This is a genomic window from Bdellovibrio sp. HCB209, from assembly GCF_047306065.1.
Lineage (GTDB): Bacteria > Bdellovibrionota > Bdellovibrionia > Bdellovibrionales > Bdellovibrionaceae > Bdellovibrio.
In genome coordinates this window covers 1,757,659-1,776,224 of sequence record NZ_CP178618.1, presented here as the reverse complement: position 1 = coordinate 1,776,224, position 18,566 = coordinate 1,757,659, and the positions used below count along the sequence as shown (strand labels likewise).

Genomic DNA, 18,566 nt, shown 5'->3' with positions numbered 1-18,566 from the left:
ACGCTATGCGGACTCTCCGACAAGTCGGCGCACCCACTCACGGATTTCGTAAGCCTGCATTTTCACCCGTAAGGACTCTGTGGGTTCAGAAGCAAAGAATTCAGGACGCACAGAAGGGGTCTTTCGATCTACAACACAAACATCCTGCTCAGAATAAAACGGATAGTCTTTTATGGTGGCATTCGTAGTAATCAACTTCTTACCCAACGCCAAGGACTCGATGGTTCTCATCGTCAGACCATTTTGTGCAACATGATGTATATCAAGAACGGCCCTGGACGACTTAAAAATTTCTTCAGCTTGGGCTTTAGGGATCGATTTAAGACTCAACTCGGACGAACCATATTCATGAAATGAGGAATCGAAAAACTTACGGTAATAGAAAATTATTTTGCTCGGAAAATAGACAAAAGCAAAAAAGCGCCCGCCAATCTGCTTACGCACTTTTGCGATCACCTTCATTCTATCGCCATGATCACTACCGACAAAAGAGCAATCGAACTTAAATTCTTGATGAGGTAATTCGTGAATCGCTGATTTTACATAGAACAAAGGCAACAACTGCCACCCATAGGATTTCGCATCTACCGAGTCAAATGTACTCGTATGATCCACGACCTTTGACAAATCTAGAGCCCCCGGACTGTTCCTGACACCATCCCATAAATAGAGCTGAATACGACCGGAGCACTTTTGGCGTAAACTCCTGATTGTCGACGAAGTTATGCCCTCGCCCTTCACAATCAACACCTGATCAAATCGCCCCAATTTTTTTAGATTTTTTTGGAAATAGCGATTGAGATAGCCATTAAAAAGCCAACGAAACTTACGAATGCCGATTTTTACCAAAGCATTGCAAGGAGGACGGTCTACAAGATACGTAACCTTCCAACCCGTGCGTTCCAATTCTGCCTGTATCAATTTATAATAATTAAAAAATTCAGGAGCGATCAGTAAAATCTGCTTATCCATTTACTTTAGAAGACCCCGCTCACGCAACTCAGACAAAGACTTATCGTAATCATCTTTGATATTCTGCTGCTCCGTCGCCCACCCCAAGAACCTTGCGATCCCCTCTGCAAATGGCACGGTTGCCTTAAATCCTAAAACTCGTTTCGCCTTCTCCAAATCAGCCACATTGTGTCTGATGTCCCCCACGCGATATTGCCCCGTGATCGCGACTTCCGACTTGGAAGAAAAGAACTTCATAATATGCTCAACCACCGTATTCACCGTCGTTGGAATACCAGATCCTATATTTAAAGCCACAGCACCAGAGTGCTGAGAAGTAATGGCCAAATACAAAGACTCGACCACATCATCAATAAACACAAAGTCGCGCGACTCTTCACCGTCTTCGAAAATATTAATGCTTTTGTTCTCCCTAGCACGCGTAGAGAAAATCGACAAAATTCCCGTGTAGGGATTAGATAAAGATTGGCCCGGCCCATAAACATTTTGAAAGCGCAAAGCGACCGCGGGGATCTTAGCAGCACCCGCCGCTGTCAGAACCATCTGTTCTTGGTTCAGTTTAGTGATTCCATAGATAGACAGAGGTTTAGCCGGAGAGTCTTCCGTTGTAGTCACAACCTTCAAAGATTTACCACAAACGTCGCACAGAGGATCAAACATACCTTTACTCATACTCTCATCGCTACGCTGATCTGGATACTTCACTCCATGCTGTGAGCACTCGTATTTGCCTTCTCCATAAATTGCTCGGCTGGAGGCAACGACAATTTTCTCAGGCTTCTTGGAAGACTTCATAATCTCTTCCAGCAAAACCGCCGTGCCTTGAATATTGACGCTGGCATATTCGGAAATGGCATACATCGATTGGCCAGTGCCCGTTTCAGCAGCGAGATGAACTACAATATCGGACTTGGAAGCTAACTTTGAAACCAACTCACGGTCACGTACATCACCTTTATGAAATTCAGAAATATTTAGAATTTTCGGGAATGTTGCAGAAGTCGTCTCTGGATGTGCCCCATGGATTTGCGGACTTAGACTATCAAGAACAATTGCCTTGTAGCCAGATTCGTTAAGCTTAATGGCCAAAGAACTTCCGATGAATCCTGCGCCGCCCGTGATGAGTACACTTTTCATAAAATCTCCCGCAGTAATTGTTTACATGAACCACCAAAATCACACATCTGAAAACGCGGTGCGTTTTCAGATGTCACCCCCTCTGTGCCCCCTACCTAATTCCTTTGACCAATTTGTAGAAAAACCAGACAACAAATAGAAATGTAACCTTAAAAAGCCAGGTATCTATGTATCTTTCAGAAGTTAATACTCTGTCTCGTGAAAACAATCTGAATATTATCCGACTGATTGCCGCAACCTCAGTCACTTTCGGTCACAGTTTCGCGATGTTTACCGGTAAACATTATGAGATTCTGCCCTCCATCAACAGCGCCGCTTTCGGCTTCCTAGCAGTCGCCGTCTTTTTTGGGCTATCGGGTTTTTTGATTGCGCAGAGCTTTGTTCAGCAAAAATCCTGGAAGACCTTTCTGGAAGCCCGCTGCTTGAGAATATTTCCAGGACTTTTTTTCGCAAACCTTATCACGGTTCTGCTTGTCAGCTTCATCGTCAAAAAGCAGAATTTGTTAGGCCTGATGCTGGACTCTGAAAACTGGAACTATCTTTTCTATTCCACAGCCCTTCGCTTTCACTACTATGATAATGTGTTCCAAGGTTTGCCAATAAATGGACCTAATGGCTCTTTATGGACATTACCCATTGAGTTGAGAATGTACCTGTTCGTTCTTCTCGTTGGACTTCTAGGCTTGCTGGCACGTCGAACTTGGGCGCTTTGCCTAGCGCTGACTTTCACGATCTGCTCAATTCTGCAAATTGATTTTGTGGCTAAGTATATCTTTAGAGTTATTTTTGCCATTCAAACCTATGACAGCACTTACTTAAGTCTCCCTTTTTGTTTTGGAATAGGGATGTTGGCCTATCTTTACCGTGAAAAGTTCAAGTTGAACTTTGTCGTGGCGCTTTTAGGGGTGGCATTGGTTTATTTTATAGATAGCTGGGTCTTCAAGGTTGTAGCATTTGTTTATGCGTCTTTGGTTTTTGGATATCATCCCAAGGCGTATCTTCCGAAACTAAACTTCAAGAATGATATCTCCTATGGAGTCTATGTACTGTCTTGGCCTATCCAACAGATTTTTATCTATACACAATTTGCAGAATCACCTATTGCACTATTTTGTATGTCTATTCTATCTGTTGTTCCTGTTGCATTTATTTCTTGGAGATATATTGAAAAACCTGCTCTTCGACTCAAAGGCAAAGTCATAGCTTTACCCAAATACGCACTGACACTACTGAAATCTCGACAAAAGAATTTACTTTAAAAGTAAGCCACCCTGAGGTGGCTTTTTTATTTTCTCGAAAAAACAAACAATAGTCGCCCAACTCCAGTCAATAGAAAATATACAAGCACTTCATAGGAGGTGCGAACATACTTTTTCTGTAGATATGATATTTTAGCCAGCAGCAGTCGCAACTCCGCTCTCAACAACAATCTGTAGATGCCAGAGAATTTTGGCAAATTTGCCTCTCCCGCCTTCATTTGCGAAGTTAAATTAGAAATCCTCTTCGCCACCAGCTTCGTACGAGAAGTATTTGTATCGTGAATACGATATTGACCTGTTCCCTCAGAATAAAATACAGAGCGATCGCCCGCCGCCATACGGAGATACATATCCCAGTCTTCAATGGCCAACTCCTGATTATAGCCGCCCATTATATTTAAAAAACCATTTCTATAAATAAGACAGGTCCCACAAATCGCCCATTCAGAGATAATCGCCTTTTTTATATCGTCACTATATGCTTGAGCAGTACTTCCTAGGCGTTCGATGTTACTGCGAGCCAAAACAACCCCTTGCGAGTCTATCGTCTCGCAATCTCCAAAAACCATCAGTTTAGTGGGATCTTTTTTTAGCAACTCAACCATCTTCGCCGTGGAGCCGGGTAAAACCGCATCATCTGTAGAAATAGGACGAACAAACTCTCCCTCTGCCATAGCATAGGCAGTATTGAGAGTGGTCGCGATTCCTTTATTTTCTTGATAGTGCTTCCGAATGGGATGCTTAGAATGCTTTTCAGCCCAGCGATCTAAAATATCGCGAGAGTTATCCGTCGAGCCGTCATCCATAATAATGATCTCGAAGGACTCAGGGAAATCAAGCTCAACACTGTTTAAGCAATCATCCAAATAAGCCGAATGATTATATGAAAGAATAATGTACGTTAGCTGTGGACGCACTATTTAACCCTCCAAGATTTCGAATTAAGAGAAAATTTCTTGAATAAAAGATAAGAAACCCCAAGGCACGATATCGAAGTCGCCACATGAGCAGCAATAAGGCCAGGCACACCCCATTGGTGACTAAATGCCAAACTCAGTATCGACAAAACTATGAGAGTTCCCACTTCAAAAACAACAAAAAATCTCAAAGATAGTTTCGCCAAAAAGAAATACGTAAATAACCAGCTTCCGAGCCTAAAAAGATCCCCACATATCTGCCAGCGCATCAACGGTGCCAACTTCACAAAATCTTTCGAATAAACAACATGCAAAACGATTGGCGCTAACGCAATCAAGATCGCACAACTAAAAAATATCAAAGCAAAAAATTTCAACGCATACTTTTCGACAAAAGTACGAACTTCATCTGAGTCGTAAATACCGGATAACGTCGGTAAATAAGACGTCGAAATTGTCACCCCAATAAAAGACATAGATATTTCAGAAAGCTTCAGCAACGCCTGCCAATCACCAATATCAGACCAGCTCATACCCAGAACGGAATTCAAATAAGTCCGCAAGAACACCTGATAACACATACCTAAAGATCCCGTGACTAACATAACTACCGAGAATCCCAACAAGGTATTAAACTCGATTTTATGCCAACGGGGCATCAACGCCACAAAGTCATCTTTTCTCTCAAAAAGATAATACAAGCTAAATACAACAGCTTGAGAAAAATAGAATACAACAGCACCAATACCAATTCCTAACTCGCCAAAACGCGAAACACAAAGGCAGTAACCGATTACGCCGAAGAGCAAGCCCACAAGGTGACAAAAGAATATCTTCTTAACCTCTCGCTGAGCAGAAAGAGTCCCTTGAGAAATTGCTTGCGTAGAAAACACCAGCAACGCTACAGGTATGATGTAAAAAAATATTTGAAACTGCGAATCACTGAATAGTCTCGTGGCTAAGCGATCACCAAATAGCCAACAAATAAGCGACAACAAAACGGCCGCCGTCAACCCCCACAATCCAGTAACAGCCAACAAACGACGATGCGCCTCTGATCCGATCCGCAACGAAGGAACACTAGTTATAAAGGTATTCGTAATGCCACCATTGGAAATCGCAAAAAGAACAACAATTACACTAAATGCTTGACCAAAAATACCAATTCCACTTTGCCCCAATTGTAGAGCGGTATACTTCAAAAGTATAAGCTGAGCGAAGGCCTTAATAAGAGTTATTAGACCAGCCCATATATTGTGTTTAATGAACACCAAAGATCCATCTAACAGTTTAGCTATTCTAGACTTCACTAGACTCCTTCACAGGGGTATCTCCAGCCAAGATCCCAAAACATATGCCGGCAACAAAGATCAGCCAGCTTCTGGACTGATGAACCATCAAAGGACACTCCACAAGACCGGTCAAAAGATGCACCAGACAGGCAAGCATACCTGCCATAGCGACATACTTCACTCTCTCCGAACCCACTCTTTGAGTTCGTCTAAAAAAATAAAATATGGCCATTGAAAACATTGCCAAATAAGAAACAGTTCCTACGGCACCACTTCCTGCCATGATTTGTAATAGTTGGTTGTGCGCATGATTGAGGTAGGGAACTGGCGAACGTATACCGTCAGTACTAACCTCGTAGTTTTCAATCCCCATCTTGACGTAATAGTCACCTGTCATGCGAATATTTTCGTAAAACCCAATGCCGAATACCGGATGATCTTTAAATATCTCCCAATTAACCCGCCATAGATTTACACGAACGGATTGGGAAGACCCCGAAGAAAAATCAAATGAATAGACTATACGATCCTTGAATCCAAAAAAATTGAATTGGAAGGCAAGAAGAAGCCCTAACGCACCGGCCGCGATAACATACATGTTCCGACGGACTCTAAGTATGAGACTTACGGCTGTAAAAATAAGTCCCATCGCCAGCCATGAACTTCGCCCCATGGTAAAGAAAATCATCACACCGACCGTAAAAATTGAAAAGGCCAACAAGGGATCCGTACTCTTCCGCTTTCGGTATAACATCGCTTCAAAAACCAAAAGAATTGTCCATGGGATCAACAAGGTATATGCAAAAATATTGGCATTCTCGTAGGTCCCCTCAAAACGAGGACCGTGCTTGATAACCAAATACTGATAACCCACACCAAGAAGCAAAACACCGACAAATATGCTGAGCAACCAGCGAAGTTCATTCTCAGAAAAATCAACCCGAGTACCTGCATATACGCATGCGTAAAACGAAATTATCCAACGCAATCCAAAGATTTCCTCGACTCTTTCCGGACCCATATCGGTTGCCAGAAAATATCCCAAGATAGAGCTTACCAACCACAAGCCAATGAATAGATTCGCCCACTTAAGAGCTTTAAAGGAATTCCACTGAGCAACAAATGATCTTGTCAGGACGCCTTCGCTAAGAATCGTAACAATGAGTAGGACAAATACAATATCGATTACCTTCCAGCTTAGAGCGGATGCCACAGGAAAGGAGAGCAAAAGAAACTTATAAAGTTTAGAGAAAATATCGTTCTTCAAAAATTCTTCCTAAAAATTGGAGAGATTATTTGCTTCAAACTGCTTCAACTCCTCAGGAGTGCCAAGAGCAAAGACATCATCATTCGGAACAATCGTCAAACCGACCTTAAGACCTTTGCCGATCATCGAATTATACATTGGGGCAATATAGGCCTCACCGTTGACAAATTGATCCTGATTAGAAAACGTCACCTCATAGGCCTCCAGATAGACCTTGGGATTCTTAAACCAATAAAACCCAACTGTCGCATTATCTGAAATCTTCTTTTTCTCGACGACCTCAAGTGCAACTCCGTCCTTGTCAGCTCTAACAAAGCTCCAATGACTCCCTGGCGGGTTAAAACAAGGGATCAATCCATCCATATCAGCATTAGGAATGAAAACATTCTCCGCTTTTACGTATGTATCAATATTGTAGATGCCTAGAAATTCGTTTTCTTTACATTGAGAAATAGCTAATTTAGCCGTAGTGGCCTGCCCGTTCGTAATGCCATCAAGCTCGATGACTTCAATAGTTTCAAAACCCAACTTGCGGCACTCACTCTTGATAAAATCGAAAGCTTCATCTTCTTTTTTAACGACGAAGATAATCTTCATATCCCTAGGCAACTTAGCCAAACTACGCATCGACCACTCAAATATAGTATGACCCTTGGTCACGATTTGATACTTCGGTATATTGTATCCGGCTTTACGAAAACGCGTGCTATTACCGGCCATAGTAATAATGATGCTCACGACAATATCTCCGAGTTCACGGCATGCACCATACGATCACGTTTCAGGATATCTTCAATTTCTTCAAATGAATGCTCAAGCAATTCACGTGGACGAATAGCTCTGTCGTCGACATAATATCCGACACTACCAGGCCAAGGTTTACCACAATATATTTCATCAAACGGAATATCCCACTTCTTCAACCACGCCACCAGTAAAGGTAAAGTATTTGCATTGATTAACCCTAGATTTCCCGAGTACGTCTTCATGTTCCTCGCGGTATGGAAAACAATTCTCCACCCATCATTCTTAAGCTCTCTGATTTTGACGATCATTTCCTGGTCAGGAATTAAATCTTCGTACTTTTCAGAAACTTTTTTTATCGGGCAAATAGTCCCGTCGACGTCGAATATTAAAGTTTTATCTGGCTTGTTCATAAGATTTTAACTCCTTGATAATCTCGATCGCCTTCAAAAGGAATCCCATGACCTTTTTTTCTTGATCAATGTGCAAAGGCAACATCGACAGGAATAAAGAAGACTCGTAAAAACGAACTTTGTAATAATCGAAACCATTATCTTCTAAGAACTTTTTAAAGATCAGTCGCTTCTCTGTCAGCTGAGAAGAATTTTGGTTTACACTTAGTTTCAGTTTCAAACTGTCATCAATTGAAATCGAGAACAGATTATTATTAATCCAGTCATAATCTCCCAAAGCGGAATGAGACAATTTGGCAACATCGTAAAAAGGTTCAGTCCAGCGCTCTGACTCGTTTTTTACGCCCTTAGGATCAATTAGGCGCAACAAGTGTGTATTTTTATCATAGAGAATATTAGAAAAGCATAAATCTCCGTGTCCAATCACAACCTTAGATGAAACCGCACGGCCAGCCTCATTCATTCTGGCATACAATGAAAAGTAACTATCAAAGACCGCTGAAATACCATCAAAATCAGTCCCTGCACGAATAAAACTATCCAGGCGAGTATAGCTTGGATGTTTCTTTAACGTCTCAAATCTATCATGAACTTTATCCAAATAAAGATTCTTATGAAGAGATAACGAAGCTTCCTTCGCTTCATTTTTAGAATCACGCTGGTTTACAAAGAAAAATACTTTCTCCAAAAATGCCTTAAACTCAGCAGCGGAGAATGCATCATGAATCCACTGTAGAGCACAGTCTGCAAATAGAATTCTCTCCATGCGGTATGATGCACTACTGGAAGACACTTTAAAATCAAATGGTTGCACGAACCAGTACTGCATTGCCGGAGGTAGCATATAATAGTAATCATGCTCAGCTTTCATCTTTTCCACATTTGTTGAGCTCTTCGTAACGTAGTTACTATCACCCGACACCTGATTGAAAAAACGCGCATCAAAAGAGCCGGAAAAAAAGCTCAAACAAGTTCCGTAATCCGAAATATTGACCCCATATTCGTCAAAATTTACTACGAGAGCTTCTCCACGATCTTCATCCGAAATATCTGACTTACCAATATACCTATGGTTTTCAAAATGAAACGAGTAGCTTCGGCTGGATCCAACTTCATAGACAATTGAAGTTTTCCCAACAATCGCTTTTTTCAACTGATCTTCGATCTGGCCCTTCAAAGGAACAATCCAGGCTGGATGATAGAAAACCATTGATTTTTTTTCTGGAAGCCCAGCAAGCAAAGCCTCTAGCTGTGAAGTATCTTCGACTCTATGAAAGCGAATATTATGTCCAAGACTCATAATCAATGTCTGAACATAATCAACCAAGACTCTCTTTTTATAGATGATCTCACCGTATCGCCTGTGACCGACAATATTTTCTATTTGATTAGAAACCGATAATCTATCGTCATAAATATATTCTACGTACTTATTTTCCATCTATTTCACCATGGATTCTTAGCGAGCAGTATATTTTGGCTAAAATCTTCTTCAAACTAAACATCATCACAAGTAAAGCAGCAGCAAACATAATAAAGACTGTAAACTTAGAAATATAAGTCGACAAATCCATCAAAGGTAAGTTTGCGCGTTCGAGTTGTGAAAGCATAAAGGGATTTTCAACAATGGTGTTTTCTATATACTCGATAATTTGCTGAAATATTTCAGGCAATGAAAGATTAAATAATCGACCTAAGACCATGTAGGATACGATATCCAAAATCCAAGCTGTCAAACTCATCAATAGAAGAAGAGAAAACCTAAAACTGATTTTGGCCTTAAAAACTTGCAGCAAATTTTCATACAGATTAATAATTTTAAGAGCCGCCAGTCCCCGCTTAGACTTACTTTGGATCAGAATGATCTTTCTAAGATAGCTGATCAAACCATCTGACGAAAACCATAGCAAAACGCTCCCAAAAAGTAAAAAAACCAGGAACAAATTAAGAAATCGCACCTCTAGCTTCATTAAAATAAACGAAGTACCGAGCGTTGTTAAAATTAACACTGATATGGTATCCATGATCTTCTCTAGAACAAACACTGCGGTTCCAGATAACGGACTTTTAGTTATTCGTACGCATTGTAATAGCCTAAAGGGCTCTCCCAGCTTGAAAGGAAGAACACCGACAATCCATGAAGAAAAGAAATGCAATCGGACCACATCACTGAATTTTTTTACGTCTTCAATTAACATGACCCAAAGGCGCAAAGCTCGCAAGAAATGCGCCGATAAGTATATCAATCCTGCAACAGCAGCAATCATATATCTCGACGATACAAACTCTGGCAATGAGACCTGTCTGATTCTCTCCATGATACCTATTGAGAAAAACAAGGCTGTGAGCGTGAAAGCGGCAGAAACTAACATGACCCACCACAAAACTTTTTCCGATTTTAAGGGCTGAACACGCTTAATCATAACTGTTCTACCCTTAATCTTAACGAAAACCCCAGAATTCGCCTAATAAGCTTCAGACGTGAACGAAGTCCCGTATTCCATGATGAGGCACCACTTACTCGAGGCAATTGAGGAGTCTGAAAGCGCAAAACTTCCATACCTTGTCGCTTAGCCATTACGTAAACATATAAATCCAGAGCAAAGTCCTTAGGTGCATTTTTTAAACTCAAGTAAAATGATCTTGTCATAATTTTTGGTTGTGCAGAAATATCATAAAGGACCATTTGGAAAAGCAATGATTCAAATATAGCCATTCCTAATGTAAAGACTCGATCCCCGAAAGGGCGCCCCGCACGCCTCCCCATCACAAAAAACTTCTCAGGCTGCGATTGCGACAACAAGATTTTGAATGCCTTAACACAATCCAAAAGGTCAAACTGACCATCCGAGTGAGTCCATCCAAGGAAGTGCCCTTGAGCTGCATTCAGCCCACAGAGAATTCCATTGCCGTACCCCTCGTTAACCGTCACCGACACAAGAACAATTCGAGGATTCTTTCCATTCAAATATCGAATAAAGTCTGCAGTCCCATCTCGTGAGCCGTTATCGACCAGAATCAACTCACCTTTTATGAGATCTGGGATTTGCAAGAGTTTAGCCTCTTGCGCGCGAAGATTTAACTCTTCATTGTAGCATGGAAGCACTAAGCTAGACTTTATTTCAGACATAAGATTTCTCCATCCCCGATTTAACGAGATTCCAAATCTCGAGTTTCATAGTTGGGAGACTCATTACGAATAGTGAAAATCTTTTTCTTTTTGAGTGAAGTGAATTCGATAACTCCCTTGGGATTATCGACACAATTAAATTCAACTAGGTCGTCGCCATAATCACTACCAGGCTTAGCCGCATAATTAGGTGACGACGCCATGTAAAAGAAGATACCTGGGTTCACATGCCCACAGTAGTTAAACATATCACCCTTAAATACGAATCCTTTTTGAAACTCCGTATCTAACAAGGTTAATAGACCGCGAGTGAGCTTACCCACCGTATGATCTTGCTCTCTACGATCACGGTAATTTGCAAATGCATTAACCAATACCAGCATTGCAATAGTAACCTTCAATGCTCGATTAAAATAAACAGCTTCAACAACCAAATAGGTCAGATAAACCAAAGGGGCGGCCAAATACAAAAATGCAAATGGATGCACAACAGACCATGCGCGAGTTAGCAAAATGAACAGAAGCCATCCAAATAAAAACAAACAAGTCGCAATCAGTGTACCGCGCTCATCTACTCTCACGATGCTCGTAAGAACTTTCTGCCTTTTGACCAGGGAAAAAATTTTTCCTAGGACAAACAAGCACACACTAACCGCCAGAAACTTCAAAGGAAGAGTTGCTCTGAAATGTGACAGAAGTGTTTGAATCGTAAATTCCGCGGTAAATGTACGCTGTGGAATCGCCACCATAGAGGTATTGAGCTCAAAGAAATGTTTAACAGAGCTCAAATCCCCCGCTTGTAACACCACACTTCCCAAAATCCATACCCATAGCAAGATAAAATATCCGCCTGAAACCGCCGCGAGGCCGATCGCCTGCTTCAGTACCTCGCGATTACGGAAGTTCTGGATCCCCATATACATGATCAATACAAAAATAATGGAGACAGAGTACCAAGAAAATGAAATAGCCGCGATCATCCCCAGCGCTAATAGCCAAAATGATTTCGTCGCAATTTTTTCTTTAATGGACACTATCTGGCAAGCTGCCAAAAACAAAATCGATGAGCAGAGAACACTGAACACGTCGAACGTGGTAAAGGCGCGATAGTGCACAAACAACATTGCACTGCCAACTGCGATAATGGCCATAGTGGCACTCAAAATATCTTTTTTGAGCTTAAAAAATACGTAAAACAGGAACAACCAACCAAGAGCACTGATCAAAGCCGCAAAGAAGTATGCTACAGCCAAAACATCAGAAGAATCAGATCCCGTGTCCGTGACGATGTTAAAAAACCAAAAACCCATGGGCGGATGATGGTTATAAGCCGCTACAACACCATCCGGCGCAACCAATCTTGCCAGAAAATATCCGGTATGATCCAAATTACGAGCCGTGCCTAACAAATCAGGACCTGCAAAGCCCATATGTCCCGGAGCAAATCCGTCAACTCCGGAAACACTGTAAAGAACAAACAGCATGAAGATGCAAATCAAAACAAAAGGAAAGACAAACTTACGATTTTTTGAAACATCGACATGTCTAGCTTCATTCACCAACACAACAATTCCACCTATTTCTTTTTAGACATACCAAATTTTAACGAGAACTTCCCGTAACTGACGTCGACACTGGCTAGTATTAAAAATATCCAGCCGCCTAGAATAAAAAAACTAAAAGCACTGTTCGCCGTCAAAAATAACAGGAAATAACTGAGCAAATGAACATAAGGCAGAGCGATCCTCTGCGCGCAGAACACCAAGAACAACGGCAAGGCGAATATAACAAAGAAAAAGGATGCCATCGAGTATTTCACATACGAATCAACAAAATAGGTCGTATTGGCAAAACCAATCAACATATCCGGCGGCAGGCCAAATTGAAAACTGAAGACTTGCTTCTCAATCTGTCGATATTCTCCATGAATTAATAACGCCAATGAGCGATTGGATACGACTGGTTTGTGAGCCGGTAGATTCTCCACCTCCGAATACTCAAACCACTTCACACCAGTAATGTAAGGAATCCAGAGAATTCGATTCAACATCCCTGCGACACCTTTAGAGCCGATGAGAAAATTCGAGGTAGAAGTATCCGGTGGGTTAAAATCTAAGAACTCACTTCTCTGCGCCCCAAAAAACAAAAAATACATCAAGAGAAGATGCATGATTGCAATTCCAAGCATTGCAAAAAAACGCTTAAATCTAAAGGTAAAGAAAAAATACGAAAGAAGAGGTAAAAATACTTTCAAACCATTGGATTTGGCGAGAGGGAAAGACAGGATGACGATGACAATAAGTAATTTAAACCAAAAATATTTAGTATTTTTGTGCGCATCTCTTAAGACGTAAAATGGAATAATTATTATTGAAAGAAAATTTTGAATGTAAACATAGATTAAATCAGTGCCCGTCCTAGCAAGATCGAAACTCACGCGCGACTGAAAAATCTTATCCGGAGAATTTCCACTCAAGGCCACGAACAAGGGCGCGTCCATGATCGATTTTCCACTCAATGCCAGGGCAGAATATATAAACAGCATCCAAGCACAAACTTCCAAAAGCTGATCAACAACCTTCGGCACACGGAAAACAAATATCTTACCGGTGGGAATATACCCTCGGCGAACAGCAAATAATGCTATCAACCACCCCAAGAAAGCGAGCCCCGAGGTTAGAATCAACAAATTCTCGTAGCTTTTCAATTTTGAGTCTATCGTCGCCCAGAAATAAGGAGCTATGTATTGCACAAAGAAAAGAGAAATAAAAAATACGCAGATAACCGTGCCTGCATTTAATGAGAACTTTTGACTCAGTTTCTTAAGCGTGGCCGTGCTCATTACCACACCAATCTAACAACAAAAACAATGGTTTGAGCCAAGACATTTCTCCTTGTAACTTCAGATAGATACCCTATATTTGGGGGCCTTGAGTTTCAAGTAATGAGATGTCTTTGGGCGGCTCGTCGAAAATAGGAATGGACTGTAATGAAAACTAAAAACTTTCAAATAGATCGTACAACTTAGGAACGATGGCTTCCCTTGAGTACACTGTTGAGCGCTCTAGAGAAAGCTTTGCATACTTACTGCGCTCTGAAGAGTTCTCCAAATACTTCGCAATCAAATCAGCCAGAACTACATGATCCTTTACATCAAACATCTGGCCATATGCACCACCATCCAAGATATCTTTGGGACCTACTGGGCATCTTGTTGCAATAACAGGTCTACCTAGAGACATGGCCTCAACAATAACCAAGCCGAAGCCTTCACGAATTGCCGAATGCACGAAAAACTGAGCGTTTTTAATCCACGGATATGGATTCTTTTTTGCCCCCAACAAGACAAACATATCTTGCACATCGTTGCTCTTAATTATCGCCTGTATGGCATTACGTTGCTCGCCATCACCCACGATGTAATGTCGATAATGTATTCCGCGACTTTTGTTGATTCGCCCGGCCTCGATAATAGATTTAATGTCTTTTCCAGGAACAAACCTAGCAACAGAAACCACATAGGGTTTTTGGATTAGATCCTTTTCAAATTCATTGAATTCTGAAAGATCATCTGCCCTGTCGTGAATTTTTTTAAAATCAAATGGGTTCGGAATAACTTTAAACTTGTTTTTGAGAGAAGGAAATATCTCATAAAACTGAGCTTCCATTTCAGGACACAACAAAACAATGCTCTTGTAATGGCGAATTCTAAAGAGATACTTCATGCGCTCGCAAAAGCCCATGTGGGACTTGTCGCCATGCATCCAAAGAACGATATTCTTGTCTTTCAAACGAGGCATTACTTTTTCAAGAACCGGCGAAAAATCCACTATCAAATGGTAAGGAGATATCTTATCTAAAATACTGTTTAGTCGATTAAGAAGATCACCGCGGAATCCATAGCGCTTAACATTGGCCTCGCCTGGAGCGAACAAATAATGAACGTCAATTCCTGCCGGAATATCCGCTTTTAAAAAATTGGCACTCCCCAGATCATCACGTACGATCAAAGACACTTTATACTGAGAGAGATCTATGGATTGAAGGTAGGTTATCAATACAACTTCAGCTCCCCCGAACGAGAGATGCTCAGTAAGAAAAATGATATGTTTCCGTGTGGCCATTTTTAATTAACTTTCATCTTAGAAGTTAGGAGTATCAAACTATCCTAAGCTTCCTGTCAAAAACATCCTACAGCCCTCTGAGTTATAATAAACATTTATTGTACTACTCTTAGAAACTATGCGCATATGAAAACATGCTGAAAAAAATTGATATCGGGTGTGGTCCCAATAAATCCTCACAGTATTACGGCGTCGACCAATATCCGTTTCCGGGTGTAGATCAAGTCTTTGACTTAAACTCCGCGAATTGGCCACTACCAGAAAGCCATTTCCTCGAGATCAAAGCCAGTCACATTATTGAGCACGTTAAGGATACGCAGAACTTCTTAAAAGAGATTCACCGAATTTCAGCGAACAACGCAGAAGTTATCATAGAAACACCTCATTTTTCTTGGATTGATTCTTGGAATGATCCCACTCACCTATGGCATTTTTCGAGTGGCTGGTATCGACGTCTTCTTAAAGGCGAATACCTCAGCTTTGTCGTAGGTGAATTCGAGCTTATTGAAAGCAGAATCGAATTCAATCAGTCCCTAAGAAGCCTCATTCCTCGCCTACTGGCAAAAGTTCTTGGCCAAGAGTCTTACGAAAAGCATTATGCGTTTATTTTTCCAGCAAGAAATATTCACACTCGTTTGAAGGTCATCAAATAACCCAATAAATGGGTTATTTGAGAATCAATTCTGTTAATTTTTCTTGATTTTCTTGAATGTAAATCGGGAAGCTCTTGTCGATATTCACGAATTCCGACTCGATATCCTGCCCATAAAGACTACCGCCTTTACGCAGTATTGCCTCTACGACAGCAGGATCTTTGAACTCGTCTTTATTGTGCTCTTTGTGCGCATAAGCCTCGATCTTTTCGATCACTTTTTTAACTCCACCCAAATAGCTAAAGTGCCAGCCACCATTCGGCACCACCGTAATGTTACCCGAGCTAACACGATTTTCACGATATAAACGCGTTTTTTTAATCGTCTTGATATCAGAATAATTCAACATCACTGTCCCATACCATGGCATATACCCATCTTTAACTGGTATTGGTTCTGGATACTTTTTAACGAAACAATTTAGGTAGTAATAAAACAGCTTTTGCTCAAAGACTTTTATTCCCGGAGTCGAGGCATATCGCTTTACCAACTCAGGACGAGGAATCTCGTCGACATCGGAAACAATAATCACGTCGTCGGCTTTACAGTTCTTGAGACCACGCAGGATCTGCTCTTTTTGATGGTCATCATAGTCCCAAGTTTTAGGAACACGGAACTTAGCAAAAAAACCCGGGTACTCATCCACGATAATATGCTCAATCTTGTGCAAGAAAGGCTTAAATCGTTCCTTATTCTGCTCAAAATAAAGTTCTTTCGGCTTTTTTTGAAACGTACGCGTTGCCTCAACGATTACAAATCGATCTACAACCGAATCCAACGTATTAAGACGAATTTCCAAAAGATCGAGCTCATTAAAAAATGCAAAACAATCGTAAATCATGGCTAAAGAAGCTAATCTTCGCCCCCTCAAAATGCAATGCGAAAAAAGTGCGGATGCCGACACATCGAGTCTGATTAGCTCTTTGTTTTTTCTAGATTAAATCAGTATTTTGTCCGTATGAATACTTACCCTTGGAATGCCGTCTATTCATTGACGTCACCGAATGTACGCCGTAGCGATATACTTGCGACTCCTGCCGCCTCAAAGACAAAAGAAAACGCCGTTGCTATTTTAAGAACTTGTCCGTTCGATGGCGTATTTAATCTTACAAAAAAGATTTTAAGTTCTTTGGGCGTAGATCTAACGGCTAAATACAGCGCCTATGATATGGCGTTTGCAGATCTTGACCAGGTTTTAGCTGATAAAGTTAAATGTGTTGTCGTATGGATCGACTGGAGACTTTTGGGTAAAGATGCTTCAGCACACACCTACTTATCACATTTGATCCAAAGAATTCGTCTGCATCACAATGGTCCAATTGTGGTTAACAATTGGCCAACCAAGTCCTCGTCTCAGACGATTCTTAGCGGCCTTCCATCGAACCCGATCAATCATTTCAGGACATTGAATGCTGAGCTCATCGCTTTAGCAAAAGAAACTAACGATTTAGTCATAGCGGACCTAGATGATTTGCTGTCTTTGACGGAATGGTACGACTCAAGAAACGACAAAGAATTCAACCTACCATTTTCTGCTAAAGCAGAAATTAAGGTCTCTCAGCATCTAGGACTACAGCTTTTCGGATCTATTTTTAAAGATCCCATCCGCGCAGTTATTTTGGATTTGGATAATACGATGTATGAGGGAATCCTAGGAGAGGATGGGTTAGAAGGAATTAAGTTCAAGCCGGAACATCAAGTTCTATGGAAGATGATTGAGCAGCTCAAAAAAGATGGCAAGCTTATCGCTATAAGTTCTAAAAACGACGAACGCGATGTCTTCGCAATGTTCGAAAGGTATAAGAACTCCTTACCTCTAAAAAAAGAAGACTTCACAATTATTGCTGCCAACTGGAACTCAAAAGCTAAGAATATTTCTGAGATTATCGACACGTTTAATTTCTCTGAAAAGTATGTCTTGTTTCTTGATGATAATCCCAAAGAAGTTTTGGAGGTTAAGGAAACATTTCCAGACCTCAATATCATTCAGGTTAATCCACTCGACTTTAAAAAAACCACGGAAGTCTTATCTTACTATCCAGGAGTTTACCAAATCCAAGAAGATAAAGCTCGAGACAAGCGCAGCCAGGACATTAAGGCCAACATCGCTCGCAAAGAAGCCTCGGTAAATTTCGCAGATAGCGCGAGTTATCTAACAAGTCTCGAAATGAATATTTCCATTCACTCCAACAAAGCTCACGACTTTGAAAGAATGGTAGAGCTCGCTAGAAAAACAAATCAATTCAATCTTTCGCTCAAAAGAACCACGGCTGAAGAACTTAACAGCATCAAAAATCAAGGTGGTGGCTACCTTTCAATCTCTCTAAAGGATAAATACTCTGATAGCGGAAATATCGGAGGGTTCATTTATTCTGTTAATAGCAGAACTTTGATTCTCGAAGAGATTTTACTTAGCTGCCGTGCTCTAGGACGTTTTGTCGAGCATATTGCTCTGAAGACATTCCTCACGCAGATGCAAGGAAGTGCTGAACATCTCTTCTTCAAAGTTACAAAAGGAGAGAGAAACGAGCCGGCTTTAACTTGGTTTAACTCCCTTGGGTTTAAGGCCAACGAGGAGATTCCAATTGCCGAAGCCCTGGCGAAACTTGATAAACTCATTCCAGCTGTTGAATTTAAATTGAATCTTGAAGGATAGAA

Annotated in this window: 17 protein-coding genes; 3 read left to right on the top strand and 14 right to left on the bottom strand. The window is 41.1% G+C overall.

The genetic code is table 11. The features are described from left to right. Positions 1-3 precede the first annotated feature (3 nt). Positions 4-972 carry a hypothetical protein gene (locus ACLVWP_RS08655; RefSeq protein ID WP_413561355.1) on the bottom strand — a complete coding sequence of 323 codons (969 nt, stop codon included), beginning with the start codon at positions 970-972 and terminating at the stop codon, positions 4-6. Beyond that, on the bottom strand, positions 973-2,109 hold the full coding sequence (locus ACLVWP_RS08650; RefSeq protein ID WP_413561354.1) for an NAD-dependent epimerase/dehydratase family protein: 1,137 nt from the start codon (positions 2,107-2,109) through the stop codon (positions 973-975). Between the two features lie 167 nt (positions 2,110-2,276). Here ACLVWP_RS08650 and ACLVWP_RS08645 point away from each other — a divergent pair, with 167 nt between their 5' ends. Further along, entirely contained in the window at positions 2,277-3,368 is a 1,092-nt protein-coding gene (locus tag ACLVWP_RS08645; protein ID WP_413561353.1) for an acyltransferase family protein, read from the top strand. Positions 3,369-3,394: 26 nt separating this feature from the next. On the opposite strand, the gene ACLVWP_RS08640 is transcribed toward ACLVWP_RS08645, so the two are convergent. From ACLVWP_RS08640 to ACLVWP_RS08590, 11 genes are all read right to left on the bottom strand, one after another. Next, the gene (locus ACLVWP_RS08640; protein WP_413561352.1) at positions 3,395-4,285 is read right to left on the bottom strand and encodes a glycosyltransferase family 2 protein; all 891 of its coding nucleotides are present in this window, start codon (positions 4,283-4,285) and stop codon (positions 3,395-3,397) included. Beyond that, entirely contained in the window at positions 4,285-5,595 is a 1,311-nt protein-coding gene (locus ACLVWP_RS08635; RefSeq protein WP_413561351.1) for a hypothetical protein, read from the bottom strand. The genes ACLVWP_RS08640 and ACLVWP_RS08635 overlap by 1 nt, the downstream gene beginning before the upstream one ends. Next, complete coding sequence (locus tag ACLVWP_RS08630) at positions 5,585-6,844, bottom strand: O-antigen ligase family protein (RefSeq protein WP_413561350.1); 1,260 nt, start codon at positions 6,842-6,844, stop codon at positions 5,585-5,587. The genes ACLVWP_RS08635 and ACLVWP_RS08630 overlap by 11 nt, the downstream gene beginning before the upstream one ends. Positions 6,845-6,853: 9 nt before the next feature. Then, positions 6,854-7,582 carry a glycosyltransferase family 2 protein gene (locus ACLVWP_RS08625; RefSeq protein WP_413561349.1) on the bottom strand — a complete coding sequence of 243 codons (729 nt, stop codon included), beginning with the start codon at positions 7,580-7,582 and terminating at the stop codon, positions 6,854-6,856. Then, a complete protein-coding gene (locus ACLVWP_RS08620; RefSeq protein WP_413561348.1) occupies positions 7,579-8,001 on the bottom strand; it encodes a capsular biosynthesis protein in 423 nt (140 codons plus the stop codon). Before ACLVWP_RS08620 ends, ACLVWP_RS08625 begins: the two co-directional genes overlap by 4 nt. After that, positions 7,985-9,442, bottom strand: a complete 1,458-nt coding sequence (locus ACLVWP_RS08615) for a hypothetical protein (RefSeq protein ID WP_413561347.1) — start codon at positions 9,440-9,442, stop codon at positions 7,985-7,987. Before ACLVWP_RS08615 ends, ACLVWP_RS08620 begins: the two co-directional genes overlap by 17 nt. Then, positions 9,432-10,424: a hypothetical protein gene (locus tag ACLVWP_RS08610; RefSeq protein WP_413561346.1), complete on the bottom strand. Its 993-nt coding sequence runs from the start codon at positions 10,422-10,424 to the stop codon at positions 9,432-9,434. Before ACLVWP_RS08610 ends, ACLVWP_RS08615 begins: the two co-directional genes overlap by 11 nt. After that, positions 10,421-11,131 (bottom strand): glycosyltransferase family 2 protein, encoded by a 711-nt coding sequence (locus ACLVWP_RS08605; RefSeq protein WP_413561345.1) that lies wholly within the window; start codon positions 11,129-11,131, stop codon positions 10,421-10,423. Before ACLVWP_RS08605 ends, ACLVWP_RS08610 begins: the two co-directional genes overlap by 4 nt. Before the next feature lie 20 nt (positions 11,132-11,151). Beyond that, positions 11,152-12,696, bottom strand: coding sequence for a hypothetical protein (locus tag ACLVWP_RS08600; RefSeq protein WP_413561344.1), 1,545 nt, complete (start codon positions 12,694-12,696; stop codon positions 11,152-11,154). Positions 12,697-12,707: 11 nt separating this feature from the next. Next, positions 12,708-13,973 (bottom strand): hypothetical protein, encoded by a 1,266-nt coding sequence (locus tag ACLVWP_RS08595; protein ID WP_413561343.1) that lies wholly within the window; start codon positions 13,971-13,973, stop codon positions 12,708-12,710. A gap of 154 nt (positions 13,974-14,127) precedes the next feature. Further along, a complete protein-coding gene (locus ACLVWP_RS08590) occupies positions 14,128-15,141 on the bottom strand; it encodes a glycosyltransferase (protein ID WP_413561342.1) in 1,014 nt (337 codons plus the stop codon). Between the two features lie 248 nt (positions 15,142-15,389). Between ACLVWP_RS08590 and ACLVWP_RS08585 the strand changes: the two genes are divergently transcribed. Then, entirely contained in the window at positions 15,390-15,908 is a 519-nt protein-coding gene (locus tag ACLVWP_RS08585) for a methyltransferase domain-containing protein (protein WP_413561341.1), read from the top strand. A gap of 13 nt (positions 15,909-15,921) precedes the next feature. On the opposite strand, the gene ACLVWP_RS08580 is transcribed toward ACLVWP_RS08585, so the two are convergent. Next, the gene (locus ACLVWP_RS08580) at positions 15,922-16,812 is read right to left on the bottom strand and encodes an N-acetylglucosaminyltransferase (protein ID WP_413561339.1); all 891 of its coding nucleotides are present in this window, start codon (positions 16,810-16,812) and stop codon (positions 15,922-15,924) included. Positions 16,813-16,866: 54 nt separating this feature from the next. Between ACLVWP_RS08580 and ACLVWP_RS08575 the strand changes: the two genes are divergently transcribed. Beyond that, on the top strand, positions 16,867-18,564 hold the full coding sequence (locus ACLVWP_RS08575; RefSeq protein ID WP_413561338.1) for an HAD-IIIC family phosphatase: 1,698 nt from the start codon (positions 16,867-16,869) through the stop codon (positions 18,562-18,564). The last annotated feature ends 2 nt before the right edge of the window (positions 18,565-18,566 follow it).